This window comes from Reyranella sp., assembly GCF_965279625.1.
Classification (GTDB): Bacteria; Pseudomonadota; Alphaproteobacteria; order Reyranellales; family Reyranellaceae; genus Reyranella.
Map to the genome: position 1 here is coordinate 4,681,838 of NZ_OZ257251.1, position 22,259 is coordinate 4,704,096.

Here is a 22,259-nt window from a genome sequence, read left to right on the forward strand (position 1 = left end):
GAGCGCAGCGAGGGACCCTTAATCTTCCAACTCGATCACGCCGCTCATCATCGGCTTGCAGCGGCCGCCGATATAGGTCGCGACCACCTTGCCGTTCTTCTTCTCGGCACAGGCCTGCAGCACGCTGGGGCGGCCCATGTCGAAGCCCTGGCCGATCGTCTTCGCCAAGGTGATGTCGGCCTCGCGTCGGTGATGCGCCAGCACGCCGATGAGGGCGACGTTCGCGGCGCCCGTTGCGGGATCCTCGGGGATGCCGTGCTCGGGGGCGAACATGCGGGTGTGGATGTCGATCTCGCCGTCCTTCTCCTGCACGTAGAGATGGATGCCGACGATGCGGTCGCGCGGCAGCTCGCGGGCGAAGATTTCTGCACGCGGTGCAGCGCGCTTCAGCACCTCGCGCGACTTGAGTTCGACGAACAATAACGGCGCGCCACAGGAAGCGACGCGCGGCGGGTGGACGTCGAGCTTCATCTCGTCGGGCCTCAGCGAGCAGGCGGCCGCCACCAGCGCCGGGTCGATCTCCTCACCGAAGCTGAGGGGCACGGGGGCGGCGAGGCGGGTGGCCACGACCGCACCGGCCTCGCGCACGAGGTCCATGGGCACGAGGCCCGCTTTCTCTTCGAAGACCAGACGGTCGCCGGTCACCGGCCGGCCATAGTTGGTACCGGCGCGCGCCAGGACGAAGGCGGTGCCGACATTGGGATGGCCGGCGAAGGGCATCTCGGCCTTGGGCGTGAAGATGCGCACCTCGGCGGTATGGGCCGGGTCCTTCGGCGGCAGCACGAAGGTCGTCTCGGCCAGGTTGAACTCGGCGGCGATGGCCTGCATCCGTTCGCTCGACAGACCCTGTGCATCGGTGATGACGGCCAGCGGGTTGCCCCCGAACTGGCGGTCGGTGAAGACGTCGACGGTGACGAAATGGAGTTTCATGATTCCAAATCTGGCATGGCGCGCTAATCTCGACGCATGACCAAAGCTCAGGCCGCTCCCAAAATCTCCTACGATCACGGCGTCTCGGACAAGAAGCTGATCGGCGAGACGATCGGCGTCTTCTTCGACCGCACCGTCGAGACCCATCGCGACCGCGAGGCGCTGGTGGTCCGCCATCAGAACGTGCGCTGGAGCTGGGGCGAACTCGGCCGCCGGGTCGACGATCTCGCCGCCGGCCTCCTGACGCTGGGGCTGGAGCGCGGCGACCGGGTCGGCATCTGGTCGCCCAATACGTCGGAATGGACGCTGGCACAGTTCGCGACCGCCAAGGCGGGCCTCGTGCTGGTCAACGTCAATCCGGCCTACCGCCGCGCCGAGCTCGACTACGCGATGAACAAGGTCGAGTGCAAGGCGCTGATCCTGGCGCCCGCGCTCAAGACCTCGAACTATCTCGAGATCGTCGAGGATCTCGTGAAGGCGAAGAAGCTGCCGCACCTGAAACACGTGATCCGGCTCGGACCTGAGAAGACGCCGGGCATGCTGAATTTCGACGATGTGGCGACGGCGGGCGGCAACGCGGAAAGGGCACGCATCGCCGAACTGGCGCCCAGGCTGCAGTTCGACGACGCGATCAACATCCAGTTCACCTCAGGGACCACGGGCTTCCCCAAGGGCGCCACGCTCAGCCACCACAATATCCTGAACAACGGCTACTTCGTGGGCGAAGGGCTGAAGCTCACGCCAGAGGACCGGCTGTGCATTCCCGTGCCGCTCTATCACTGCTTCGGCATGGTGATGGGCAATCTCGGGTGCCTGACGCACGGCTCGACCATGATCTATCCGTCCGAGGCCTTCGATCCGCTGGCGACGCTGCAGGCCGTGGCCGAGGAGCGCTGCACGGCGCTCTACGGCGTGCCCACCATGTTCATCGCCCAGCTCGACCATCCCGACTTTGCCAAGTTCGATCTCAAGAGCCTGCGCACCGGCATCATGGCCGGCTCGCCCTGCCCCATCGAGGTGATGAAGAAGGTGCAGAGTCACATGCACATGGGCGAGGTCACCATCGCATACGGCATGACCGAGACCTCGCCGGTGTCGACGCAATGCGCCACCGACGATCCGGTCGAGCGCCGCGTCTCGACCGTGGGCCAGGTACTGCCGCACATCGAGATCAAGATCGTCGATACCGAGGGCAGGGCGGTGCCGCGCGGCGAGACCGGCGAGTTCTGTACGCGTGGCTACTCGGTGATGAAGGGCTACTGGAACGACGAGGCCAAGACCAAGGAAGCCGTCGACGAAGCCGGCTGGATGCGCACCGGCGACCTCGCGACGATGGACGAGGAGGGTTACGTCAACATCGTCGGCCGCCTCAAGGACATGATCATCCGCGGCGGCGAGAACGTCTATCCGCGCGAGATCGAGGAGTTTCTCTATCGTCACCCGAAGGTGCAGGACGTGCAGGTGATCGGCGTGCCCGATCCGCGCTACGGCGAGGCGGTCTGCGCATGGATCAAGCTCCATGCCGGACAGACCGCGACCGACGAGGAGATCCGCACCTTCTGCCAGGGCCAGATCGCCCACTACAAGATCCCGCGCTACATCGAGTTCGTGCCGGAATTCCCGATGACCATCACCGGCAAGATCCAGAAGTTCGTGATGCGCGAACAGACGATCGAGAAGCTCGGGCTCACGGCGCAGAAGACGGCTTGAGTCCTCGCGAATTCACCGACTGTGAAACGATTGCGGGCATTCTTGTGACCCTTTGAGAGGAGGCGCAACGCGTCCGGTGGCCCGTCGTTGTCGGCGGGTCCGAAATCAGCCGGGGCATGTTGCTCGTGAAGTCCGTCGCTGTCGTTTCCGCCGATCCGTTCGCCCGCTCGCACAACAGATATCGTTCCGTTCGAAAGGCGCCGCTGGTTCGCATCGCGCAGCCTGCGAGTCGCTTTCCCGCTTTCGATCATCTTCGTGTCTTCGTGATCGCGCTCGTGGTGCTGCAGCATGTCGCGCTGGGCTACATGGCCGGCGGTCAGGCTGTCTCCGGCGGCTCCTACACCAACGGCAGCGCCCCGGTCGTGGACATGGCGCAATGGTCCGGCTTCAACGTCATCGTCACCTGGACCAACGGCTTCTTCATGCCGTTGATGTTCCTGCTGTCGGGCCTGTTCGTGCGCCCCTCGCTCGCGCGCAAGGGACTGCGCCAGTATCTGCTCGATCGTGCCGTGCGTCTGGGGGCGCCCTTGCTGGTCGGCATCGTGACGATCGTGCCGCTCTCCTACTACGCCGCCCACCTGTTGAGCGGTGGTGGCGAAAGCTTCGTGACCTTCTGGAAACACATGGTGACGATCGGGCCGTGGCCGAGCGGGCCGCTCTGGTTCGTGGGCGCCCTGCTGGTGTTCGACGCCGCGCTGGCGATGGTGCTCGCGCAGGATCGGGTGTGGGACTTTGCGCGCCGTACCGGCCAGTTCCTCGACCGCATGCCTGCGGGCGCTTGGCTGATGTTCTTCATCGTGGCCAGTGCGGCGGCCTACCTGCCGTTCCATCTCGCCTTCGGGACGTCGCACTGGCTGACCGCCGGCCCGTTCGGCATTCAGTCGAGCCGCATCGGCCTCTACTTCCTGTCGTTTGCCGCGGGCGCGATCATCGGCCCCGAGCGGCTGGCGCGCGCGTTCGAGCGGCAGTGGGTGAGGTGGCCTCTGTTGGCCGTGATCGCAACGGCCGCGTTCTTCGCGCTCGACGGACGGCCGGTTCCCGCGTGGGTCGATGGCGTGATGCTGGTGCTGTTCTCGACGCTCACGGCGTTTGCCCTGCTGGCGCTCGCCGTCCGGTTCTCCCGGACTTCAGGTCCCATCGGAAACAGCCTCAGCGCCAATGCGTACGGTATCTATCTCGTTCACTGGCCGATCGTGCTGTGGCTGCAACTGTTCCTTCTGTCGATCCCGCTTTCGCCGCTGGCCAAGGGAGCGCTCGCCGTGACGCTGGGCTTCACGTTGAGCTGGGCCGCCTCGATCCTGCTTCGCCGGCTGCCGGGCGTGGCGCGCGCCGTCTAGCGGGCTGCTGAATAAGGCCTTCCAGCCGGAGCCGGCGGACAATATCGATCCGTACGCGGTACCCTGGTACCTGATTTGGGGGTGCGACTCCGGTTTCGATTGTTTCGTTTATTTCGGTTGTTTCGTTTGTTGGTCAGGGCGCTGCCGGTTTCACGGGCAATTCGGCAATTTTTCTATTGCGAAGGATTCGCAATTGCGTTACAAAGTCTCGTCTTCGAAGAAGATCGTAAGCGTCTCACGTGAGGCAACGCAGTCAATCGTCGTGGCCTTCACTGTCCTGGCCCCGACCCTGCGTGAGACATTCCATCTTGTTTGCATATCTCGGATTGCGCCGTCTGCCGGCGCGTTACGCTGCGATCGTTCTGCCCCTCGTCCTGTCGCTCATCATGACCTTCGTCGTGTCGGGCATTTCGACGGCCCGCAGCGCGGGCCTGTCGCCCGGCTTCGTCGCGACCTGGATGAGCGCCTGGGGCCTGTCCTGGCTGGTCGCGTTTCCCGTCCTTCTTGCCGTCATGCCGCTCGTCCGGCGGATCGTCGGCCTGATCGTCGAGACACGGCCAGGCTGACGACCGGCTCCCTCAGGGGCGGTGCGCCTCCAGGAACATCCTGATGTGGCGCACCGCGAGGGGGACCCGCTCGGGCGTGTCTTTCCACGGATAGAGGGTGACCTGCGCGTTCGGCGCCAGCATCGCCACTTCCATCGCGACCTTGTAGGGATGCGGCGGGCTGTCGTCGGGCGCGACCAGGATCGGGGTCTTGCAGGCCTTCACGAACTCGCGCGGCACGGTGAACACGAAGTCGGATTTCTTGGTGTACATGTTGGTGAGGAACTGGCTCACCTGGTCCATCGTGACGTCGGGCCGCTTGGCCACGAAGTCGGGACCCCAGCCCTTCATGTTGTTGTCGTAGAACTGGTTCGGCAACTCGGGCCGGAAGCCCGAGGGCTGCGTCAGTACGGCGGCAATGACACGGTCGCCGACCCGCTTGATCAGGTTCCAGATCATCGGCTGGCCGATACAGTAGCCCAGCACCATGAACCGGTCGGCGCCGAGATGGTCCATCAGGCCGACATGGTCGTCGGTGAAGGAATCCCAGGTGCGCTCGATGTCGAGCGGACCGGTCGACTGGCCGCCATTGGCGTTGCGCAGGTCGGCGACGACGCAGCGGAAGCGGTCGCTGAATTCCTTCATCGCGCTGAACGGATGCGTCCTGTCGAGCCCGCCGATCGTCGAGTTCAGCCCGCCACCCGGAATGATCAGCAGCGGCAGGCCCGAGCCCGCCTCTTCGTAGTGAATGCGGACATCGCCTTTTTCGTAGAACGGCATGGTGTTTTCTCCCTGCCGCCAGCGTGCCACGCGACGCGTCAGGGCGCAAAGGCGAGGTATTGTCGCCAATGCACAATCGGAGGTAGTGCAGTCTTTCTCGTGCCTGCTACGGTGGCACGGATGAGGGAGAGAGCAACGGATGAACTATCTGGGACGTCGGGACGCGCTGCTGGTGCTCGGCATGACACTTGCGGGATGCACGCCCGAGCAGAAGGCCGTCACGCAGTCGAACGTGGCCGCTGGATCACAGCGAAAGCTCGGGCGAGTCGTCATTGCGATATCGGTTGGTGCGCAGCAGCTGACACCCGCTCAGAACGCGTCGCTTCTCCAGGTCCCCGAACTGAAGAGGGCCTTCGAGGCCAAGTGGCCACCTCTTGGAATTTCGGTCGAGGTCGTCGATGCCGAGCAGGCGGCGGCGGCCAACGCGAGCTTCCGAGCCGATCAGGTGCTCACTTTGTCTCAGGGGCGCGGCAAGATTCGCGGCAACTTTGTCGAAGACTACGAAATCGGTGCAAACCTCTATGACGCGGCCGCGCGCAAGACTGTCTGGCGCGCGACGACCGAATTGCCGGATTTCTGGCGGGCGAGCCACACGGCCTCGGCGCGCCCAGCGGCGGCGGATCGCTACGTCGACAGTCTGACCGCAAAGCTCAGGGAAGACGGATTCATCTGATGCAACTGCAAGCATCCGTGTCGAGGCGGCGGCTCCTGCTGGGCGCGGGCCTCGCCGTCAGCGGTGCCGTTCTGACGGCCTGTGCCGAGCCTTCCTTCGTGCTTGAGCCCGTGGCTGCGGCGCCCCCGCCGGTGAAGATGCAGCGCCTGCTCCTGTGGCTCCCGCCCGATGACAAGACCGTCGACTGGCCAATCTTCGCGCGCCAGCTCGCCTCGGCGCTCGCCCCCTATGGCGTGACGACGGAGACGGGCCGCTCCACACGCCTGTCCCTCTCGCGCAGCGACGACCAGAAAGCGTCGATCGCCAGCTTCAATCCAACCTACAGGCTGGAGATCGATATCGCCGATGCGACGTCAGTAGGAAGCGGCACCGTCACGGCGGCGTCGATCATCGTGATGGGCGCGCTCTATCGCGGTGCCGGCCGGACGCCGCTGGCCAAGTTCCACCATCACGCACGGTCCCGGACCGTGCCGGAACTCGTGCCGCAGCTCGTCGAGATGTTTCGGAAGGGCGGCTACCTCTAGCCCAGCAGGCGCTTCACCACGTCGAGCTGGATGTGGGCGGCGTCGACCATCTCGGCGATCGGCACGCTTTCGTTGGCGGCATGGCCCTGCGCGCCGGAGCCCGGGCCGAAGTTGATGATCTCGATACCGTCGTCGGCATAGTAGCGGCCGTCGCTCACGCCGGTGGCGTTGAGGAACTTCACCTTGCGGCGGCTGTGCGCCTTCACGGCCGCCTCGAAGGCGCCGACGGCCGCGCCGTTCTCGGGCGCGAAGAAGCCGTTGGTGCCGGTCAGGAACTCCACGCCATACATCGACTTCGGCTCGCCGACGCCGTCGACCACCTTCTTCAGCTCCTTGAAGGCATCCTTCACCTTCTCGTTGGGCAGCAGGCGGCGGTCGATCTCGACGGTGCAGGCCGACGGCACGACGTTGGTGTTATGGCCGCCATGGAACATGCCGATGTTCACCGTCGACTTCATCGCGCCGGAGACGCGATCCGCCAGCGCCTTGTCGTAATAGGAGCTGAGCGCGCCGACGAGGCGCATCATGCGCAGGATGGCGTTGTCGCCGGCCGCCGGATTGCCGGCATGCGCCGCCCGGCCCTTGGTGGTGAGGCGCGCCCACATCACGCCGCGCTCGGCCACGATCAGGTTGTTCTCGGTCTGCGCGCCCAGGATCAGCGCGTCCGGCCGGACCTTGCCGCTCTTGCGCAGATATTCCATGCCCTCGGGCCCGAGATTCTCCTCGTCGGCCACGAAGGTGAAGATGAGCTCGCCGGCAGCCGGGCCGCCGCGGCGGGCAATCTCCTCGGCGATCCAGATCTGCACCGCCGTGCTGCCCTTGCAGTTGCCGGCGCCCAGCCCGTAGACGAGGCCGCCCTTGACCAGCGCCTTGTAGGGATCGCTCTTCCAGTTGGCGCGCTCGCCGACGCCCACCGTATCGACATGGGCATTGAAGGCAATCACGGGGCCTTTCGCCTTGCCCTTCATCCGCGCCACGACATTGTCGACGCCCTTCTTGTGCGTCGCGATCTCGACCTTGTAGCCGGCCTTTTTCAGGCGCTTGGCCGTATAGGCGCAGATCTCGACCGAGGTGCCGGGCGGGTAGGGGCTCGGCAGCGCGATCAGGTCGGACAGGATCGCTACGAGTTCGGACTGCATCTTCTTCGACATGGCGCGATATCTTTCTTCAACGACGTGCGTGTGGCGACAATGGTGCGTTAGCGATTCGCTAATTCGGCCAGCACCTCGACGAGCACGCGGGCGCCGGCGGCGAGGTCTTGCGGGGTGGCGTTCTCGATTTCGTTGTGGCTGATCCCGCGCTCGCAGGGAACGAAGATCATACCGGCGGGGCAGAGATGGGCGATGTGCATGGCGTCGTGACCGGCGCCCGAGGGCATGTCCATATTGCTGAGCTTCAGTTCGTTGGTCTTGGCGCGCACCAGGTCGACCACCATCGGATCGAAGTTGGTCGGTGGCACGACAGTCACGCGCTCGATGCCGGCGCTACAGGGGGCGGCCTTCGACGCCACGATCTCCTTCAGCTTCTTCTCGTGCGCTTCCAGCACGGCATCGTCGGGGTGGCGCATGTCGATGGTGAAGACCGTCTGGCCCGGCACGGTGTTGGGCGATCCAGGTGCCACGTCGACGCGACCGATGGTGAAGCGCAGCGTGTCGTCCTTGTCGGTCGTGGCTTCGTACATCGCCTGTGCGATGCGCAGCGCCGCGGCGAAGGCATCCTTGCGGGCGGCGCGCGGCGTGGTGCCGGCATGCGCTTCCTCGCCGTGCGTGGTGACGATGTAGCGACGGCTGCCCTGGATGGCGGTCACGACGCCGATCGTCTTGCGTTCGTTTTCCAGTCGCGGACCCTGCTCGATATGAGCTTCCACGTATCCATCGAGCGCGAAGCCGGGCTTGCCGTCACGCATCGGGGCGGGGGCGGTCTTCAAGGTCTCGGCGAGCGCGTCCTTCAGCACGACGCCCTTCCAGTCCTTGACCTGCAGCATCTCGTCGAGGTCGTTGTGGCCGGCGAACACCGCCGAGCCCATGGCGCCGGGCTGGAAGCGCGAGCCCTCCTCGTTGGTCCAGGCAACGGCCAGCACGGGGCGGCGCGTCGTCACGCCGGCATCCTCCAGCGCTTCCAGCGCCTCGAAGGCCGCCAGCACCCCGTACATGCCGTCGAAGCGGCCGCCGGTCGGCTGGCTGTCCATGTGCGAGCCGCTCATCACCGGCAGCGCCTTGGGGTCGGTCCCCTCGCGGCGCACGAAGAGATTGCCGATCGCGTCGGTCGAGACCGCGAAGCCGCGGGCCCTGGCCCACGCGCCCAGCAGGTTGCGGGCCGCCGCATCCTCGGCCGACAGCGCCTGGCGGTTCACGCCGCCCTTGGGCGTGCCGCCCAGCTTCGCCATGTCGGCGTGGCGTTGCCACAGACGGTCTTCCCTGATCGCGTCGGCTGCGCCCATTGGGCCTCCCCAAGCTTGTCGCGCGAGCTATAGCCGCGCCATAGTCGCGCTTCAATCGCCCGACTGTTGGGCGCCGCGTTTCCGGGGGCCGCATGCACAACCATCTCGACCGCAACCTGATCGGCTACGGCCCCAACCCGCCGGACGCGCAGTGGCCGGGCGATGCCCGCATCGCGGTGAGCTTCGTGCTGAACTACGAGGAGGGCGGGGAGAATACGATCCTGAACGGCGATCCGGCCTCCGAGGTCTTTCTCACCGAGACGCCGGGCGGCACGCCCATCGAGGGCGGCCGCGACCTCTCGACCGAGTCGATGTACGAATATGGCAGCCGCGCCGGCTTCTGGCGCATCCTGCGGCTCTTCCAGGAGCGCAACATGCGCTTCACCTCCTGGGCGGTCGGTCGCGCGCTGGAACTCAATCCCACGGCCGGCAAGGCGATGGCCGAGGCCGGCCACGAGGTCGCGAGCCACGGCTGGCGCTGGATCAACTACAAGGACTTCACGCTCGAGCAGGAGCTCGACCATATGCGGCAGGCGGTGAAGGTAATCGAGCAGACGGCCGGCCGCGCGCCGGTCGGCTGGTACACCGGCCGCTTCGGCCTGCACACGCTCGAAGCGGTGATCAAGCATGGCGGCTTCCTCTATTCGAGCGATTCCTATTCGGACGACCTGCCTTACTGGGTGAAGGTCGGCGCCGAGCCTCACCTGATCATTCCCTACACGCTCGAAGTGAACGACATGAAGTTCGGGGTGGCGCCGGGTTTCACCGCGGGCGATGGCTGGCTGCAGGCGATGAAGGACAGTTTCGATGTCCTCTATGCCGAGGGCGCGCGCGCGCCCAAGATGATGTCGATCGGCCTGCACTGCCGCCTCGCGGGACGGCCGAGCCGGGCCGCCACCCTGGCGCGTTTCCTGGATTATGTGGCCTCGAAGCCCAAGGTCTGGGTCGCCACCCGCGAGGAGATCGCGCGGCACTGGATCGAGACGCATCCTGCGGCCAAAGCCTGATTCGAGGCGGCGCCGTTACAATTGAAACACGAAAGGACTCGCGGCCCGGTTGCGCCGCGGGACGCCGGGCGCGCGCCACCCACGTCACGCGCGGCTATTTAAGCCCGCCCAGTCGACACTTTATCGACATCGGCCAGGCCGCGGCTGCGCCTGCGCTGTCGCTGCAAATGCGGCCCGGCGGCTGGGCGGGCGGGGTTTACCCTGGGGATAAAATCGTGTGAACAATGACGGGTCGTGAACACTCTTCATCCCGCCACTCTGCCGCTCCTGCTCGCCGCGCTCTGCGTCGGGCCGGGATGCGCCAAGAAGCCGCCGCAAACGGCCGCCGTGCCGCAAGGCCCGACGGAGCACGAGCAGTTCGTCCAGTCGCGCAAGGACGAGGTCGTGCAGTCGCTCGCGGTCTGCGAGAGCGGAAGCTGGGGCCCGCATTCGAATCGCATCAGCGGCGGACGTGGTTCCTATCACGGCCGCTTCCAGTACACGGCGCGCACCTACATCACCCTGCAGCAGCGCCGCGATGGCACGGTGCTGACGCCGCAGGAAGCGATCGAGGCGGCGCAGGATTACGAGAAGGCCGCCGCGCTCACCTCATGGGTGATGTTCGAGCAGGGCGAGACCTGGCACTGGCCCCTCTGCAATCGCAAACTCGGCCTCACCAACAAGGTCAGGGAAATCAACGCCCTCTGACCGATGCGGCTCACCGCAGGTCGGCGCAGAACTCCTGGATGCGCGTGCAGCCCTCACGCAGGCTCGCCATGTCGGTGGCGTACGAAATCCTGAAGTAGGGGCTCATCCCGTAGGCGGCACCCTGCACCGTGGCGACATGCTTTTCCTCGAGCAGCGCGGTGACGAAGTCGGTGTCGTTGGCGATCCGCGTCCCGCCCTTCGTCGTCTTGCCGATGCAGCCCGCGATGTTGGGGAACACGTAGAACGCGCCTTCTGGCATGTGACAGGTGACGCCCTTGGCGGCGCGCAGCATGGCCACGACCTCGTCGCGGCGCTTCTGGTAGTCGGCGGCGCGTTCCTTGAGGAGATCCTGCGGGCCGTTCAGCGCGGCGGTGGCGGCGGCCTGGCCGATCGTCGAGATGCCGGACCCGATCTGGCCCTGCATGTTGGTCATGGCCGCAATCATCGCGCGCGGCCCGCCCGCGAAGCCGACCCGCCAGCCAGTCATGGCATAGGCCTTGGACGCGCCGTTGACCGTCAGGGTGCGGTCCTTCAGCGCCGGTTCGACCTCGGCCACGGTGCTGAAGACCGCGTCGCCATAGACCAGGTGCTCGTACACGTCGTCGGCCATCACCAGCACGTGGGGATGCTTCAGCAGCACGTCGCAGATCTGGCGCATCTCGGCCGGCGAGCAGACCGCGCCCGTCGGGTTGTTGGGGAAGTTGAGCACCACCCACTTGGTCTTCGCGGTGATGGCGGCGTCGAGATCGGCAGCGCGCAGCTTGAACTGGTTGTTCTCCGGACAGGAGACCGACACCGGCCTGGCGCCGGCGATCACCGCCTGGTCGGCATAGGAGATCCAGCCGGGGGCGGGGATGATGACCTCGTCGCCCGGGTTCACGCTGGCCATCAGCGCGTCGTACATGATCTGCTTGCTGCCGTTGGAGACCATGATCTCGTCGAGCGCATAGTCGAGATGGTTGTCGCGCTTGAACTTCCGCTGGATCGCTTCCTTGAGCGACCTCACGCCGTCCTGCGGCGGGTACTTGGTGTCACCCGCCAGCGCCGCCGCATGCGCGGCCTCGATGGCATGCGCCGGGGTGGGGAAGTCGGGCTCGCCCGAGGACAGGCCCACGATCTTCACGCCCTGGGCGCGCAGGTCGCGCACCTTGCGGGTCATCGCGGCCGAGGCCGACACCTTCACGTTCTTCAGACGATCGGCAACCTCGAACATGTGTCCCCTTGCTTCAGCTCTTCTTGCGAATGGTGAGCGCGATGCCGCCCAGGATGGCCGCCGACGCGAGCAGCAGCCGCGCGGTGATCGGCTCGGCGAGTAGCACCGCGCCCCCCAGCGCGGCAATGGCCGGCACGCATAGCTGTATCGTCGCGGCCGAGGTGGCGGACAGCGCCGGCAGCGCCGCGTACCACAGGACATAGCCCAGCCCGGACGTCACCGCGCCCGACAGGACTGCGTAGACCAGGCCGGTCTGGTCGGGGCTGGTCCCCGTCGCGGCCGCCAGGCTGAGGATCGCGGCGAAGGGCACGGCGCGAATGAAATTGCCGCCGGTCGCCGCGGTGGCATCGCCGGCGCCGCGCCCCAGCAGGGAATAGATGCCCCAGGCGAGCCCGGCCGCCAGCATCAGCCCCGCCGCCAGCGGCGGCGGCGCCGAGAGACCGGGCAGCAGCAGCCAGACGAGGCCTGCGATGGCGATCAGCACACCCAGCAGGCGGAGGCCCTTGAGCCGCTCGCCGGCGAACAGCCCGTAGCCGGTCATGGTGAGCTGTACCGCGCCGAACAGCAGCAGGGCGCCGGTCGCGGCGGTCAGGTCGCGATAGGCGAAGGAGAAGCAGACGGCGTAGCCGAACAGCATGGCCGCCATCGGCCAGCTGCCCGCCGCCAGCGGCTGCTTCCCACGTGAGCGCAGCAGGATCCACAGGATGAGCGCGCCGGAGGCGAGGCGGATCGAGGTGAAGCTCGCCGCGTCGATCGACGTGTCGCGCAAGGCCACACGACACAGCAGCGAGTTGCCGGCGAAGGCCAGCATCGCGAAGACGATCAGGAGCGCGGTGCGCGCCGCTCCGCCCTCCCGGGCCATTTCAGTTCGCAAGCCCGTAGAGCTTCATCGCATTGTCGCGCGTGATCTTGCGCCTGGTCTCGGCCGAGACTTGCGTGAGCTCCCTGGAAAGGAACTCCTGGCTGTCGGGCCAGATGCCGTCGGGATGCGGGTAGTCCGAGCCCCACATGACATTGTCCTCGCCGAGATGGCGCAGCAATTCGATGCCCACCGGATCGGTCTGGTAGGTGGCGTAGAACTGCCGGTGCCAATACTCCGAGGGCTTCATCTTGAGGTCGAGGTCCTGGAACTGGTCCTCCCATTCGAGGTCCATGTGCTGCAGCACATAGGGGATCCAGCCGAGCCCGGCCTCGCCGATCACGATCTTGAGGTTGGGATAGCGCGCGGGCGCACCCGAATAGATGAGCGACATCAGCATGGTGCTCATGTGCATCTGGAAGCCGGTGATGTGGGTGGCGAAGATGCGGCGCTGCACTTCGGGGGTGAACCTGGTGACGTCGGGCGAGCGGCCGCCGATCGTGTGGAAGTGCAGCGGGATGCCGGTCTCGTGGCCGAACTTCCACAGCGGCTCCCAGAACGGATCCCAGAGCGGCGTCATGTCGGGACGGTTGGCGATGTCGAGCCCCTTCACGCCGCGCCTGGCGCAGCGCATCGCCTCGGTAACCGACTCGTCCATGTCGTAGTTGGGGATGTTGGCCAGGCCGACCAGACGATCGGGTGCCTGCGTGCAGAACTCGTGGAGCCAGTCGTTGTAGATGCGCAGCATGACGATCGCGGCTTCCGGATCGTTCAGCCGGCCACTCGATCCCAGCACGCCATACAGCACTTCGGCCTGCACCCCGTCGCGGTCCTGGTCCTTCAGGCGATGGTCGACCTCGGTCAGGCGGCGGATGCCCTTCTTGCCGTCGCTGTAGAGGCCGGTCGAGGCCATGCGGTCGGAGCGGTGGATGATGCCCGGCACATATTCGCGTCCCGCCGAGCCCATGCCGTTGACCAGTCCGAACTTCGCGCCGTTGGCGCTGGTCCATTCCGGTCCCTTGGGGCCGTCGATGACATGCGGCATGCGCGCTTTCATCGATGTGGGTGCGTTGCTGGTGAAGAGATCCGGCGGCAGCCAGATCAGGTCGATATGCCCATCCGCGGAAATCACGTCGTATTTCATCGTTGGTTCCTCCCGGGCGCCCATTCCTCTGGAGTCGTCCTTCTTCTAGAGTGCGCCGCCTGCATGTCCGTCGCAATGGGATGACAATGACCGAGACCGAGTGGCTTACCGAATTTGCGTCCGCGTTGAAGCGATCGGACATAGATGCTGCGACGGCGCTGTTCGCCGACGAATGCTACTGGCGCGACCTCGTCGCCTTCACCTGGAACATCGTGACGCTCGAGAGCCGCTCTGCGATTGCTGAGATGCTCAAGACGCGCCTCGGCGATGTGAAGCCCGAGTCCTTCGAACTGTCAGGCCGGCCGGGCTGGTTCACCTTCGAGACCGCGCAGGGCCGCGGCACCGGGCATGTCCGTCTGAAGGACGGCAAGGCCTGGACCTTCTTCACCGCACTGATGGAGCTGAAGGGCTTCGAGGAGAAGAAGGGGCCGTCGCGCGAGAATGGCACGCAGCACGGGGCCCTCAGGGATCGCGTGACCTGGACCGACCGCCGCAAGGCCGATGCGAAGGAGCTGGGCTACGACCGCCAGCCCTATGTTCTGGTGATCGGCGGCGGGCAGGGCGGTATCGCGCTCGGCGCCCGCCTGAAGCGGCTTGGTGTTTCGACCCTGATCGTCGACAGCAATCCGCGGCCGGGCGATGCCTGGCGCAATCGCTACAAGTCGCTCTGCCTGCACGATCCGGTCTGGTACGACCATCTGCCGTACCTGCCGTTCCCCGATCACTGGCCGATCTACACGCCCAAGGACAAGATGGGCGACTGGCTTGAGTCCTACACGAAGATCATGGAACTCGATTACTGGTCGTCGACCACGTGCAAGAGTTCGTCGTTCGACGAGAAGACGGGCGAGTGGACGGTCGTTGTCGCACGCGACGGCCGGGACGTGACGCTGACGCCGAAGCAGCTCGTCATCGCGACCGGCATGTCGGGCTTTCCGGAGATTCCGACCTTTCCCGGCGCCGAACGCTTCAAGGGCAAGCAGCATCATTCCAGCCACCATCGTGGCGGCGAAGGCTGGGCCGGCAAGACCTGCGTCGTCGTGGGCTCGAACAATTCCGCGCACGACATCGCCGCCGACCTGTGGGAGCACGGCGCCGACGTCACCCTGCTGCAGCGTTCGCCCACCCTGGTCGTGCGCGCCGATACGCTGGCGCGCAACCGGCCGCTCTATTCGGAGGAGGCGGTGGCCTCCGGCATCACCACCGAGATCGCCGATCTCACCACGGCCTCGATGCCCTACGCCGCCCTGCCGACGGTGACGCAGCCGGTGATGGCGCAGATCCGGCGCGACGATGCGGATTTCTACGCGCGGCTGGAGAAGGCGGGCTTCAAGCTGACCTTCGGCGAGGACAATACCGGCATCGGCCCGATGTATCTGCGTCGCGGCTCCGGCTACTACATCGATGTCGGCGCCTCGGAGCTGATCGCCGACGGCCGCATCAAGCTCAAGTCCGGCGTCGAGATCGAGCGCCTGACCGAGGAGTCGGTCGTGCTGAACGACGGCACCGAGCTGAAGGCCGACCTCGTCGTCTATGCGACGGGATACGGCTCGATGAACCAGTGGGCCGCCGAGCTGATCTCGCCCGAGGTCGCCGACAAGGTGGGCAAGTGCTGGGGCCTGGGCTCCGACACCGCCAAGGATCCTGGCCCTTGGGAAGGCGAGCTGCGCAACATGTGGAAGCCGACGGCGCAGGAGAACCTGTGGTTCCACGGCGGCAACCTGATGCAGTCGCGACTGTACTCGATCTTCCTGTCGCTGCAGCTCAAGGCCCGCCTCGAGGGCCTGCCGACGCCGGTCTATGGCCGGACGCCAGTGCATCACAAAGCGTGATCGAGGGCGGGGACGCCGGGCGGGCTCGCGACGTAGACTGAAGAGTATGCATCGCTCGACCCGCCGCCTCGTCCTCTCGCTCGGCCTCCTGCTGGCCGCCGCGGGCTGCTCGTTCAACATGGGCGAGCCCAACCTGCCGAAGACCGACTTCCGCGCGGACCTGAGCGGTGCGCGCGAGGTGCCGGCCACCGACAGCAAGGGCGAGGGCTATTTCACCGCTACCTACCGGCCGTCGACCAAGGTGCTGGAATACAGGATCAACCTGGTGCGCCTGAGCGGTCCCGTCCGCCAGGTCGGTCTCTACGGCCCCGCCGCGCCCGACCAGAACGCCGCGCAAGTCGTCTGGATCGACATCCCGTTTTATGCCGACGGGTCGACCGTGAACGACGGCGTCGCCCTCACCGAGCAGCAGGCCAAGGAAGTCCTGACCGGCCTCTGGTACGTCAACGTCCTGACCGAAAAGTACCCCGACGGCGAGATCCGCGGGCAGATCCTGCCGCTGAAGTAGCATTCCCGTCGTCTCGACCGGAGCGCCGCAGGCGCGAAGTGGAGAGACCTTGGCTCCACCAAATGCCGGCAATTGGTCGAGACCAGGTCTCTCCACTTCGCCTCGCTGCGCTCGGCTCCGGTCGAGACGACGGAGTCGTTGGTGGAACTATGCATTCCGGGCGCATGGGCGACCTTACTGAGCCAGCTTTCTGTAGAGATCGGCGTACTTTGCATGGCTGCGCTCATAGGCCTCCATCACATGAACGCGCGGTTGCTCAAAAGGCACATCGTAGGCGATTGACCGCTGCTCGCAGCCCTCCGTTTCAGTCGTGAGCTTCTTTCGCGGAGTACTCATGTCGATTCCTCAATGCGATGGCGATCCGCTCAATCGAACTTCAGCTTCCAGTCGATCCATTCGCACAGGCCGCGGCCCATCACGTCCTCGAGGTCGCGGCCCTTGAGCCAGGGCAGTTCCTCGGTGAAGAAGGTCACGCACTGGCGGTAGGTGCATTGCATGCGGGTGATGTCGGTGCCCCAGAAGAAGCGCTTGGGACCGAAGGCGTCGAAGATGCGGTGCAGGCCGTCCTGGATGTTCCGGAACGGATAGCCCTTGGTCGAATAGTGCGGCGCGCCGGTGGCCTTGACGGCGACGTTGGGCAGCTTGGCCAGCGCCACCAGCTTGTCGAGATGGATGAAGGCCTCCTCGTCCTGGCCATGCCGGTTGAGGCCGCAATGGTCGACGATCATCTTGAGGTTGGGATGCTTCTCGGCGATCTCGCGGAACTTGTCGGGGAAGATGCCGCCCATCGTGGCGACCGGAATCCCTTCCTTTTCGGCGGCCGGCCACACCCAGTCGAGCAGCCCGTCGTTCAGCCACTTCTGCTCGGCCGGCTGCAGCAGCGCCCAGCGCAGGCCCATCATGCCGGGCTGGTCGCGCCAGCCCTTGATGCGCTCGCGGCTCGCGGGGGCCTCCAGCGGGAACTGGCCCATCACCGCGAAGCGGTCGGGATATTTCCGCGCGGTGTCGAGGGCGAGCTGGTTGGAGGTCGGATCCCAGCTGTAGGGCGGATGGATCAGCGCCGCAGCGACGCCGGCCTCGTCCATCTCCTTCAGCGCCTGCTCGGCCGTGAAGCTCTCGACCTTGCGATGCAGGCCCGAAGGCGGCGTCACGGTTTGCGACCAGATGTGGATCTGCGCGTCGACGATCTTCATTTGAGCTTCCTCAGTTCGGGGTCGGTGCCGCGGCGTCGAGCAGTTTCTCCTGCTTGAGCTCGCTCCACAGCTCGACCGGGATCTTCACGTTCATGTAGGCCACGTTCTGCTTCACCTCCGCGACGCTGAGCGCACCCGGGATGACGGAGCAGAAGGCGGGGTGGAACAGCGGGAACTGCATCGCCGCGGCGCCGAGCGGCACGCCGTGCCGCTGGCACACCGCTTCGATCTTCTGCGCCTTCTCGACCAGGGGCTGCGGCGCGGCGACATAGTCGTGCGTCGCGCCGGCCTTCACGTTGCCGGTGAGGATGCCGGAATTGTACGGCCCGCCCAGGATCACCGAGACGCCGCGCTTTGTGCATTCGGGCAGGAACTCCTCCAGCGCGCCCTGTTCCAGGAGCGTGTAGCGCCCGGCCAGCAGCATGCAATCGAAGTCGCCGGCCTTGACGAAGCGTGTGCTGGTGTCGCTTTCGTTGATGCCGACGCCGATGGCGGAGATGACGCCGGCCTTTCGCAGCTCGTCGAGCGCGCGGAAGCCCGAGTCCATCACGGTCTTGAAGCGCTCGTCGAGGATCGCGCGGTCCTTGATCGTCCAGAAATCGACGTCATGGACCAGCGCGATGTCGATCCTGTCGAGGCCGAGCCGGAAGTGCGAATGCTCCAGCGAACGCATCACGCCGTCATAGGTATAGTCGAACTGGGGCACGAAGCCCGGCAGGCCGTTCTCGCGGAAGTCCTTGGGCAGCACTTCGCCCGGTTTCCGGACATGCAGGATCCGGCCGATCTTGGTCGAGAGCACGTAGCTGTCGCGCGGCTTCTCCCGCAGCGCTGCACCCATGCGCAACTCGCTGCGGCCGTAGCCGTAGAACGGCGAGGTGTCGAAGTAGCGGATCCCGGAATCGTATCCGTCGTTGGTGAGCTGCACCGCCTCCGCATCGGAGATGGTGGCGCGAAAGCCACCCATCGGTGCCCCGCCGAGCCCGATCTCGGTGACTTCCAGTTTCGTTTTCCCGACCTGCCGGCGCTTGAGCGCTGTCATGTTCGTTTCCTCCGAGGACGGGGGAGAGTACGAATTGCCTCCGGCCAAAGCCACAGGAGATCAAATGAGCGACGAGCGCCTCGTTCTGCACGGCAGTTTCACGTCGAGCTCGAGCTACAAGCCGATGCTCTTCCTCGCGCTCTCGGGCCTGCCGTTCTCGTTCCGCACGGTCAACCTGAAGAACGGCGTGCAGAAGGAAGCCGCGCACCTCGCGATCAACCGCTACGGCCAGGTGCCGGTGCTGCGCCATCGCGGCCTCACGCTGGTGATGTCGAACGTGATCCTCGACTATCTCGCGCGCACGACCGGACACTTCGAGCCGAAGACCGAGCAGCATCGCTGGCAGGCGCGCGAGTGGCTGTCGTGGGAGAACGATGCCATCACCAACGTGGCCCGCGTCCGTCATTTCGCGCGCTTCCGGCCCGACGTGTCGCAGGACATCGTGAACTTCTTCCGGCCGGGTGCCGAGGCGGCGCTCGACTTCGCCGACAGGTCTCTGGCCGGCCGCGAATGGCTGGTGGGCGATGCCTGCTCGATCGCGGACATCGGCTGCTGGGGCCGCATGGTCTTCGCCCACGAAGGCGGCCTGTCGATCGATTCGCGACCCAATCTCGCCGCGTGGCGCGAGCGGATCAAGGCGCTGCCGGGCTTCGCGCTGCCCTACGACCTGATCCCGAAGAAGGATACGGAGTTCGAGGGGCGTTAACTCCACGATACCCCAACAACGACCTCACCCTGAGGAGCGCTCCGCAGGAGCGCGTCTCGAAGGGTGGGCACGAGCACCGCATTTGTTGCCCATCCTTCCAGACGGTCGCTTCGCGACCGTCTGGAAGGATGAGGTGAGGGGGCGGAAAGCGGGAGACGGTCGACGCGTCCTAAGCCGCCTGCTGCCCTTCGACCGTCGGGCCTTCGCTCATGGTCGTGGTGCGGCGCATGTCGCGGACGATGTTGAGGTCGTCGAAGCGGCGGACGCGGTGCATGGTCGTGCGGTTGTCCCAGATCACGAAGTCATGCTTCGTCCAGCGGTGGACGTAGACGAACTGCGGCTGGGTCGCGTGTTCCATCAGGTCGCGGATGAAGGCCATGGCTTCGGGCCTCGGCCAGCCGACGATGGCGCCGATATGCGCCGACATGAGCAGCGACTTGGCGCCCGTCACCGGATGCGTGCGTACCAGCTTGTGCAGCACCGGCTTCATGCGGTGGCGTTCCTCGTCGGTGAAGTTGGTGAAGCCGAGCTGGCCGCGCGAATAGATCAGCGAGTGCTCGCAGACCAGGTCCTCGATCTCTTTCTTCGTGGCCTCGTCGAGCGCGTCGTAGGCGGCGCGCATGTCGGCGAACTCGGTGTTGCCGCCGTCGCGGGTCACGATGCGGCCGCTCAGCAGCGAGTAGCGGGCGGGCACCACGCGGAAGGTGGCGTCGGAGTGCCACAGCCGGTTGCCGAGGGCGGCCATGCGGCGGCGGTCGTCGCGCTCCAGCTTCCTGTTCTCCTTGTCGAGGTTGGAGACGTCGGCGAAGGCATCGTGCAGGCGCATGTCGGCCGCAGTGACGGCCGTGTTGGCGCCTGCCTGCAGCGGACCGAAATTGCGCGTGAAGGCGAGCTGCTGCTCGTCGGTCATGTCCTGGCCGGGCAGGACGAGCACGGCATACTTGTCCATGCCGGCCTCGATCGCGGCGACATCGGCCGGCGTCAGCGGCCGCGTCGCATCGATGCCGGTCATCTCGCCGGCGAAGAGGGGGTGGAGCGGCTGGAGGGGACGCGTCTCGATCGGCAACAGGACCTCCCTTGGGTGAGGAACCCTAGCGCAGGGCGGCCGCGATATTACCACCGTCCACGGTCGTGACAGCGCCCGTCGTCTTCGCCGCTTTGGCCAGCGAAACGAAAGCCTGTGCGACATCGTCCGCCGTCACCTCGAGGCCGAGCAGGTTGCCGCCCATATAGTCGGCCTCGCTGAGACCCCGCGCCTTGGACCGCTGGGCGATCATTTCGTCCGTCAGGAGACCCGTGCGGATGCGGTCGGCGTTCACGGCATTGGCACGGATGCCGTCGGCGCCATGGTCGAGCGCGTACTGGCGCATCAGGAACAGGGTCGCGGCCTTGGGCAGGCCATAGGGGCCGAAGTCCGGTCCGGGATTCACCGCCTGCTTGGAGGTGTTGAACAGCAGGCAGCCGCCCAGGCCCTGGGTGCGCATGATGCGGACCGCGTTCTGTGCCACGCTCTGGTGCGCCCAGAAATTGAGCTCGAAGCTCTTACGCAATACGGCCTCGTCGACGTCGCCGATGCGGCCCTGCCAGGCCGCGCCGGCGTTGGAGACCACGATGTCGACGCCGCCGAAAGTCGCCGCGACCTTGTCGAACGCGGCACGCACCGACTTCGGATCGGTCACGTCGCAGGCGACGGCGAAGCCTTTCACCTTGGAGACGTCGCGATCGAGCACCGCGACCTCGGCGCCCTCGCGCGCGAAGGCGGAAGCGGTCGCGGCCCCGATCCCCGACGCCCCACCGGTCACGACCACGATGCGCCGCGCCAGCGGCTTCTCGGCCGCGGCGCTGAGCTTGGCCTGTTCGAGCGACCAGTATTCGATGTCGAAGATGTCGGGCTCGGGGATGCACTCGTAGGTGCCGAGCCTCTCGGCATCGGCGATCACCGCCACCGTCGTCTCCGCGAGATCGGCCGCGATCTTGGCATCCTTCGACGTGTTGCCGATGCCGAACAGGCCGACGCCGGGCACCAGCGCGACGCGCGGGATCGGGTCGAGTTCCTTCTTCGCCGTGATCTGCTTGCCGTTGTAGCGCGAGAAATAGGCGTGATAGTCGGCGGCGAACTTTTCGAGCGCGGCCTTCGCCTCGCTCGTGAACGCGTCGAGCTTGCCGGCTTCCGGCGCCGGCGCGACGAAGGCCACGTTCTTGGTGCGGATCGCATGGTCGGGAGTCACCGGGCCCTGCTGGCTGTAGCGCGCGATCTCCCTGCCGTTCACATAGGCCAGGATCTCCGGCGAGCTGCGGAACTCGAAGACGAACCGTTGGGCTGCCTCGCGGCCGCCGGCCTTGGCGGGCAGCGAGAACAGTCCGCGCAGGATCGGCGCGATCTCGGCGGCCGTCGCCGGCGTTGCGGGCAGGGTGGCGCCCGGGAAGATCTTGCGCGTGGCCTTGGCGAGACGCTGCTCGGCCATCGTCACGAGATCGATCATGCGGACATAGGCTTCCTCCGCCGTCGCGCCCATCGAGAAGATGCCGTGCTTCAGCAGGATCAGCCCCTCGACGTCGGGGTTCGCGCGCGCGATCTCGGCGGTCTTCTTGGCGAGCGCAAAGCCCGGCATGACGTAGGGGACCAGCGCCGCGCGCTTGCCGTAGAGATCGGCCGCCAGCTCGGCGCCGTCGGGCTGGTCGGTCAGCGCTAGCACCGCATTGGAATGCGTATGGTCGATGAACTTGTGGGCCAAGAACGCGTGCAGCAGCGTCTCGACCGACGGGTTGGGCGCCTTGCTGTCGAGCAGGTTGGCGCGCTGGACGTTCACCATGTCCTCGTCGCTGAGCGCCTGCAGCCCCTCCAGCTCGCGCAGCGGCGCGAGGCGGACGGCCGGCAGGCCCGGCGCCTCGATCGTGCCCATGTCCCAGCCACTGCCCTTGACGCAGAGCACGTCGAGCGCCTGCCCGGTGACGTCGGCCATGCGCGTCTTCACCGAGGTGTTGCCGCCACCGTGGAGCACCAGCTTCGGCTCACCGCCCAGCAGGCGGGTCGTGTAGACCCGCAGGGCCAGGTCCTCGCCGATGCCTTTGGCGGCGTGGCTGGCGATGGCTTGCTTGGCGTCGTCGTCGGACCAGAGGTTCTTCATGGCG

Annotated in this window: 21 protein-coding genes; 10 read left to right on the forward strand and 11 right to left on the reverse strand. The window is 66.2% G+C overall.

Annotation, left to right across the window (positions count from 1 at the left end; all coding sequences use genetic code 11):
• Positions 1-18: 18 nt before the first annotated feature.
• On the reverse strand, positions 19-930 hold the full coding sequence (locus tag ACQY78_RS22745) for a PhzF family phenazine biosynthesis protein (protein WP_428679077.1): 912 nt from the start codon (positions 928-930) through the stop codon (positions 19-21).
• Between the two features lie 36 nt (positions 931-966).
• On the opposite strand from ACQY78_RS22745, the gene ACQY78_RS22750 reads away from it, so the two are divergent.
• From ACQY78_RS22750 to ACQY78_RS22760, 3 genes are all read left to right on the forward strand, one after another.
• Positions 967-2,640, forward strand: coding sequence for an AMP-binding protein (locus ACQY78_RS22750; protein WP_428679080.1), 1,674 nt, complete (start codon positions 967-969; stop codon positions 2,638-2,640).
• Between the two features lie 125 nt (positions 2,641-2,765).
• Entirely contained in the window at positions 2,766-3,977 is a 1,212-nt protein-coding gene (locus ACQY78_RS22755) for an acyltransferase family protein (RefSeq protein WP_428679083.1), read from the forward strand.
• 308 nt (positions 3,978-4,285) lie between these two features.
• Positions 4,286-4,543, forward strand: a complete 258-nt coding sequence (locus tag ACQY78_RS22760; protein ID WP_428679086.1) for a DUF2798 domain-containing protein — start codon at positions 4,286-4,288, stop codon at positions 4,541-4,543.
• A gap of 12 nt (positions 4,544-4,555) precedes the next feature.
• Here ACQY78_RS22760 and ACQY78_RS22765 read toward each other — a convergent pair whose 3' ends face one another.
• Positions 4,556-5,302 (reverse strand): alpha/beta fold hydrolase, encoded by a 747-nt coding sequence (locus ACQY78_RS22765; RefSeq protein ID WP_428679089.1) that lies wholly within the window; start codon positions 5,300-5,302, stop codon positions 4,556-4,558.
• 139 nt (positions 5,303-5,441) lie between these two features.
• Here ACQY78_RS22765 and ACQY78_RS22770 point away from each other — a divergent pair, with 139 nt between their 5' ends.
• Both ACQY78_RS22770 and ACQY78_RS22775 read left to right on the forward strand, forming a co-directional pair.
• Entirely contained in the window at positions 5,442-5,975 is a 534-nt protein-coding gene (locus ACQY78_RS22770; protein ID WP_428679092.1) for a hypothetical protein, read from the forward strand.
• Entirely contained in the window at positions 5,975-6,499 is a 525-nt protein-coding gene (locus ACQY78_RS22775) for a hypothetical protein (RefSeq protein ID WP_428679095.1), read from the forward strand. Before ACQY78_RS22770 ends, ACQY78_RS22775 begins: the two co-directional genes overlap by 1 nt.
• Here ACQY78_RS22775 and ACQY78_RS22780 read toward each other — a convergent pair.
• Both ACQY78_RS22780 and ACQY78_RS22785 read right to left on the reverse strand, forming a co-directional pair.
• Positions 6,496-7,650: a M20 family metallopeptidase gene (locus ACQY78_RS22780; RefSeq protein ID WP_428679098.1), complete on the reverse strand. Its 1,155-nt coding sequence runs from the start codon at positions 7,648-7,650 to the stop codon at positions 6,496-6,498. The two genes, ACQY78_RS22775 and ACQY78_RS22780, sit on opposite strands and share 4 nt — an antisense overlap.
• A 47-nt stretch (positions 7,651-7,697) precedes the next feature.
• Positions 7,698-8,939, reverse strand: a complete 1,242-nt coding sequence (locus ACQY78_RS22785) for a Zn-dependent hydrolase (protein ID WP_428679101.1) — start codon at positions 8,937-8,939, stop codon at positions 7,698-7,700.
• A 92-nt stretch (positions 8,940-9,031) separates the two neighbouring features.
• On the opposite strand from ACQY78_RS22785, the gene puuE reads away from it, so the two are divergent.
• Together puuE and ACQY78_RS22795 are read left to right on the forward strand one after the other, a co-directional pair.
• The gene (gene puuE, locus ACQY78_RS22790) at positions 9,032-9,946 is read left to right on the forward strand and encodes an allantoinase PuuE (protein WP_428679104.1); all 915 of its coding nucleotides are present in this window, start codon (positions 9,032-9,034) and stop codon (positions 9,944-9,946) included.
• 234 nt (positions 9,947-10,180) lie between these two features.
• The gene (locus tag ACQY78_RS22795) at positions 10,181-10,633 is read left to right on the forward strand and encodes a hypothetical protein (protein WP_428679107.1); all 453 of its coding nucleotides are present in this window, start codon (positions 10,181-10,183) and stop codon (positions 10,631-10,633) included.
• A gap of 10 nt (positions 10,634-10,643) precedes the next feature.
• Here the strand turns inward: ACQY78_RS22795 and ACQY78_RS22800 are convergent, their stop codons facing one another.
• The 3 genes from ACQY78_RS22800 to ACQY78_RS22810 are packed head-to-tail and all read right to left on the reverse strand — an operon-like array spanning position 10,644 to position 13,849.
• The gene (locus ACQY78_RS22800) at positions 10,644-11,846 is read right to left on the reverse strand and encodes a pyridoxal phosphate-dependent aminotransferase (protein ID WP_428679110.1); all 1,203 of its coding nucleotides are present in this window, start codon (positions 11,844-11,846) and stop codon (positions 10,644-10,646) included.
• A 13-nt stretch (positions 11,847-11,859) separates the two neighbouring features.
• On the reverse strand, positions 11,860-12,708 hold the full coding sequence (locus ACQY78_RS22805) for a DMT family transporter (RefSeq protein WP_428679113.1): 849 nt from the start codon (positions 12,706-12,708) through the stop codon (positions 11,860-11,862).
• 1 nt (position 12,709) lies between these two features.
• Positions 12,710-13,849, reverse strand: coding sequence for an amidohydrolase family protein (locus ACQY78_RS22810; RefSeq protein ID WP_428679115.1), 1,140 nt, complete (start codon positions 13,847-13,849; stop codon positions 12,710-12,712).
• Positions 13,850-13,935: 86 nt separating this feature from the next.
• On the opposite strand from ACQY78_RS22810, the gene ACQY78_RS22815 reads away from it, so the two are divergent.
• Positions 13,936-15,681 (forward strand): FAD-dependent oxidoreductase, encoded by a 1,746-nt coding sequence (locus ACQY78_RS22815; protein WP_428679118.1) that lies wholly within the window; start codon positions 13,936-13,938, stop codon positions 15,679-15,681.
• A gap of 46 nt (positions 15,682-15,727) precedes the next feature.
• Positions 15,728-16,189, forward strand: a complete 462-nt coding sequence (locus tag ACQY78_RS22820; RefSeq protein ID WP_428679121.1) for a CHRD domain-containing protein — start codon at positions 15,728-15,730, stop codon at positions 16,187-16,189.
• A gap of 365 nt (positions 16,190-16,554) precedes the next feature.
• Here ACQY78_RS22820 and ACQY78_RS22825 read toward each other — a convergent pair whose 3' ends face one another.
• The gene (locus tag ACQY78_RS22825; protein ID WP_428679124.1) at positions 16,555-17,382 is read right to left on the reverse strand and encodes an amidohydrolase family protein; all 828 of its coding nucleotides are present in this window, start codon (positions 17,380-17,382) and stop codon (positions 16,555-16,557) included.
• Positions 17,383-17,392: 10 nt separating this feature from the next.
• Positions 17,393-18,421 (reverse strand): aldo/keto reductase, encoded by a 1,029-nt coding sequence (locus tag ACQY78_RS22830; RefSeq protein WP_428679127.1) that lies wholly within the window; start codon positions 18,419-18,421, stop codon positions 17,393-17,395.
• A gap of 64 nt (positions 18,422-18,485) precedes the next feature.
• On the opposite strand from ACQY78_RS22830, the gene ACQY78_RS22835 reads away from it, so the two are divergent.
• Positions 18,486-19,127: a glutathione S-transferase family protein gene (locus tag ACQY78_RS22835; RefSeq protein ID WP_428679130.1), complete on the forward strand. Its 642-nt coding sequence runs from the start codon at positions 18,486-18,488 to the stop codon at positions 19,125-19,127.
• Positions 19,128-19,296: 169 nt separating this feature from the next.
• On the opposite strand, the gene ACQY78_RS22840 is transcribed toward ACQY78_RS22835, so the two are convergent.
• Complete coding sequence (locus tag ACQY78_RS22840) at positions 19,297-20,193, reverse strand: TauD/TfdA dioxygenase family protein (RefSeq protein ID WP_428679133.1); 897 nt, start codon at positions 20,191-20,193, stop codon at positions 19,297-19,299.
• Between the two features lie 25 nt (positions 20,194-20,218).
• Positions 20,219-22,255, reverse strand: a complete 2,037-nt coding sequence (locus tag ACQY78_RS22845) for a bifunctional aldolase/short-chain dehydrogenase (RefSeq protein ID WP_428679136.1) — start codon at positions 22,253-22,255, stop codon at positions 20,219-20,221.
• Between the last annotated feature and the right edge of the window lie 4 nt (positions 22,256-22,259).

What these genes read in the sequence shown, in the direction of transcription:
- ACQY78_RS22825 (WP_428679124.1), bottom strand. Translation starts at nt 17,382, where the DNA reads ATGAAGATCGTCGACGCGCAGATCCACATCTGGTCGCAAACCGTGACG.
- ACQY78_RS22745 (WP_428679077.1), bottom strand. Translation starts at nt 930, where the DNA reads ATGAAACTCCATTTCGTCACCGTCGACGTCTTCACCGACCGCCAGTTC.
- ACQY78_RS22785 (WP_428679101.1), bottom strand. Translation starts at nt 8,939, where the DNA reads ATGGGCGCAGCCGACGCGATCAGGGAAGACCGTCTGTGGCAACGCCAC.
- ACQY78_RS22845 (WP_428679136.1), bottom strand. Translation starts at nt 22,255, where the DNA reads ATGAAGAACCTCTGGTCCGACGACGACGCCAAGCAAGCCATCGCCAGC.
- ACQY78_RS22800 (WP_428679110.1), bottom strand. Translation starts at nt 11,846, where the DNA reads ATGTTCGAGGTTGCCGATCGTCTGAAGAACGTGAAGGTGTCGGCCTCG.
- ACQY78_RS22775 (WP_428679095.1), top strand. Translation starts at nt 5,975, where the DNA reads ATGCAACTGCAAGCATCCGTGTCGAGGCGGCGGCTCCTGCTGGGCGCG.
- ACQY78_RS22780 (WP_428679098.1), bottom strand. Translation starts at nt 7,650, where the DNA reads ATGTCGAAGAAGATGCAGTCCGAACTCGTAGCGATCCTGTCCGACCTG.
- ACQY78_RS22835 (WP_428679130.1), top strand. Translation starts at nt 18,486, where the DNA reads ATGAGCGACGAGCGCCTCGTTCTGCACGGCAGTTTCACGTCGAGCTCG.
- ACQY78_RS22810 (WP_428679115.1), bottom strand. Translation starts at nt 13,849, where the DNA reads ATGAAATACGACGTGATTTCCGCGGATGGGCATATCGACCTGATCTGG.
- ACQY78_RS22805 (WP_428679113.1), bottom strand. Translation starts at nt 12,708, where the DNA reads ATGGCCCGGGAGGGCGGAGCGGCGCGCACCGCGCTCCTGATCGTCTTC.
- ACQY78_RS22770 (WP_428679092.1), top strand. Translation starts at nt 5,442, where the DNA reads ATGAACTATCTGGGACGTCGGGACGCGCTGCTGGTGCTCGGCATGACA.
- ACQY78_RS22750 (WP_428679080.1), top strand. Translation starts at nt 967, where the DNA reads ATGACCAAAGCTCAGGCCGCTCCCAAAATCTCCTACGATCACGGCGTC.
- puuE (WP_428679104.1), top strand. Translation starts at nt 9,032, where the DNA reads ATGCACAACCATCTCGACCGCAACCTGATCGGCTACGGCCCCAACCCG.
- ACQY78_RS22820 (WP_428679121.1), top strand. Translation starts at nt 15,728, where the DNA reads ATGCATCGCTCGACCCGCCGCCTCGTCCTCTCGCTCGGCCTCCTGCTG.
- ACQY78_RS22830 (WP_428679127.1), bottom strand. Translation starts at nt 18,421, where the DNA reads ATGACAGCGCTCAAGCGCCGGCAGGTCGGGAAAACGAAACTGGAAGTC.
- ACQY78_RS22765 (WP_428679089.1), bottom strand. Translation starts at nt 5,302, where the DNA reads ATGCCGTTCTACGAAAAAGGCGATGTCCGCATTCACTACGAAGAGGCG.
- ACQY78_RS22815 (WP_428679118.1), top strand. Translation starts at nt 13,936, where the DNA reads ATGACCGAGACCGAGTGGCTTACCGAATTTGCGTCCGCGTTGAAGCGA.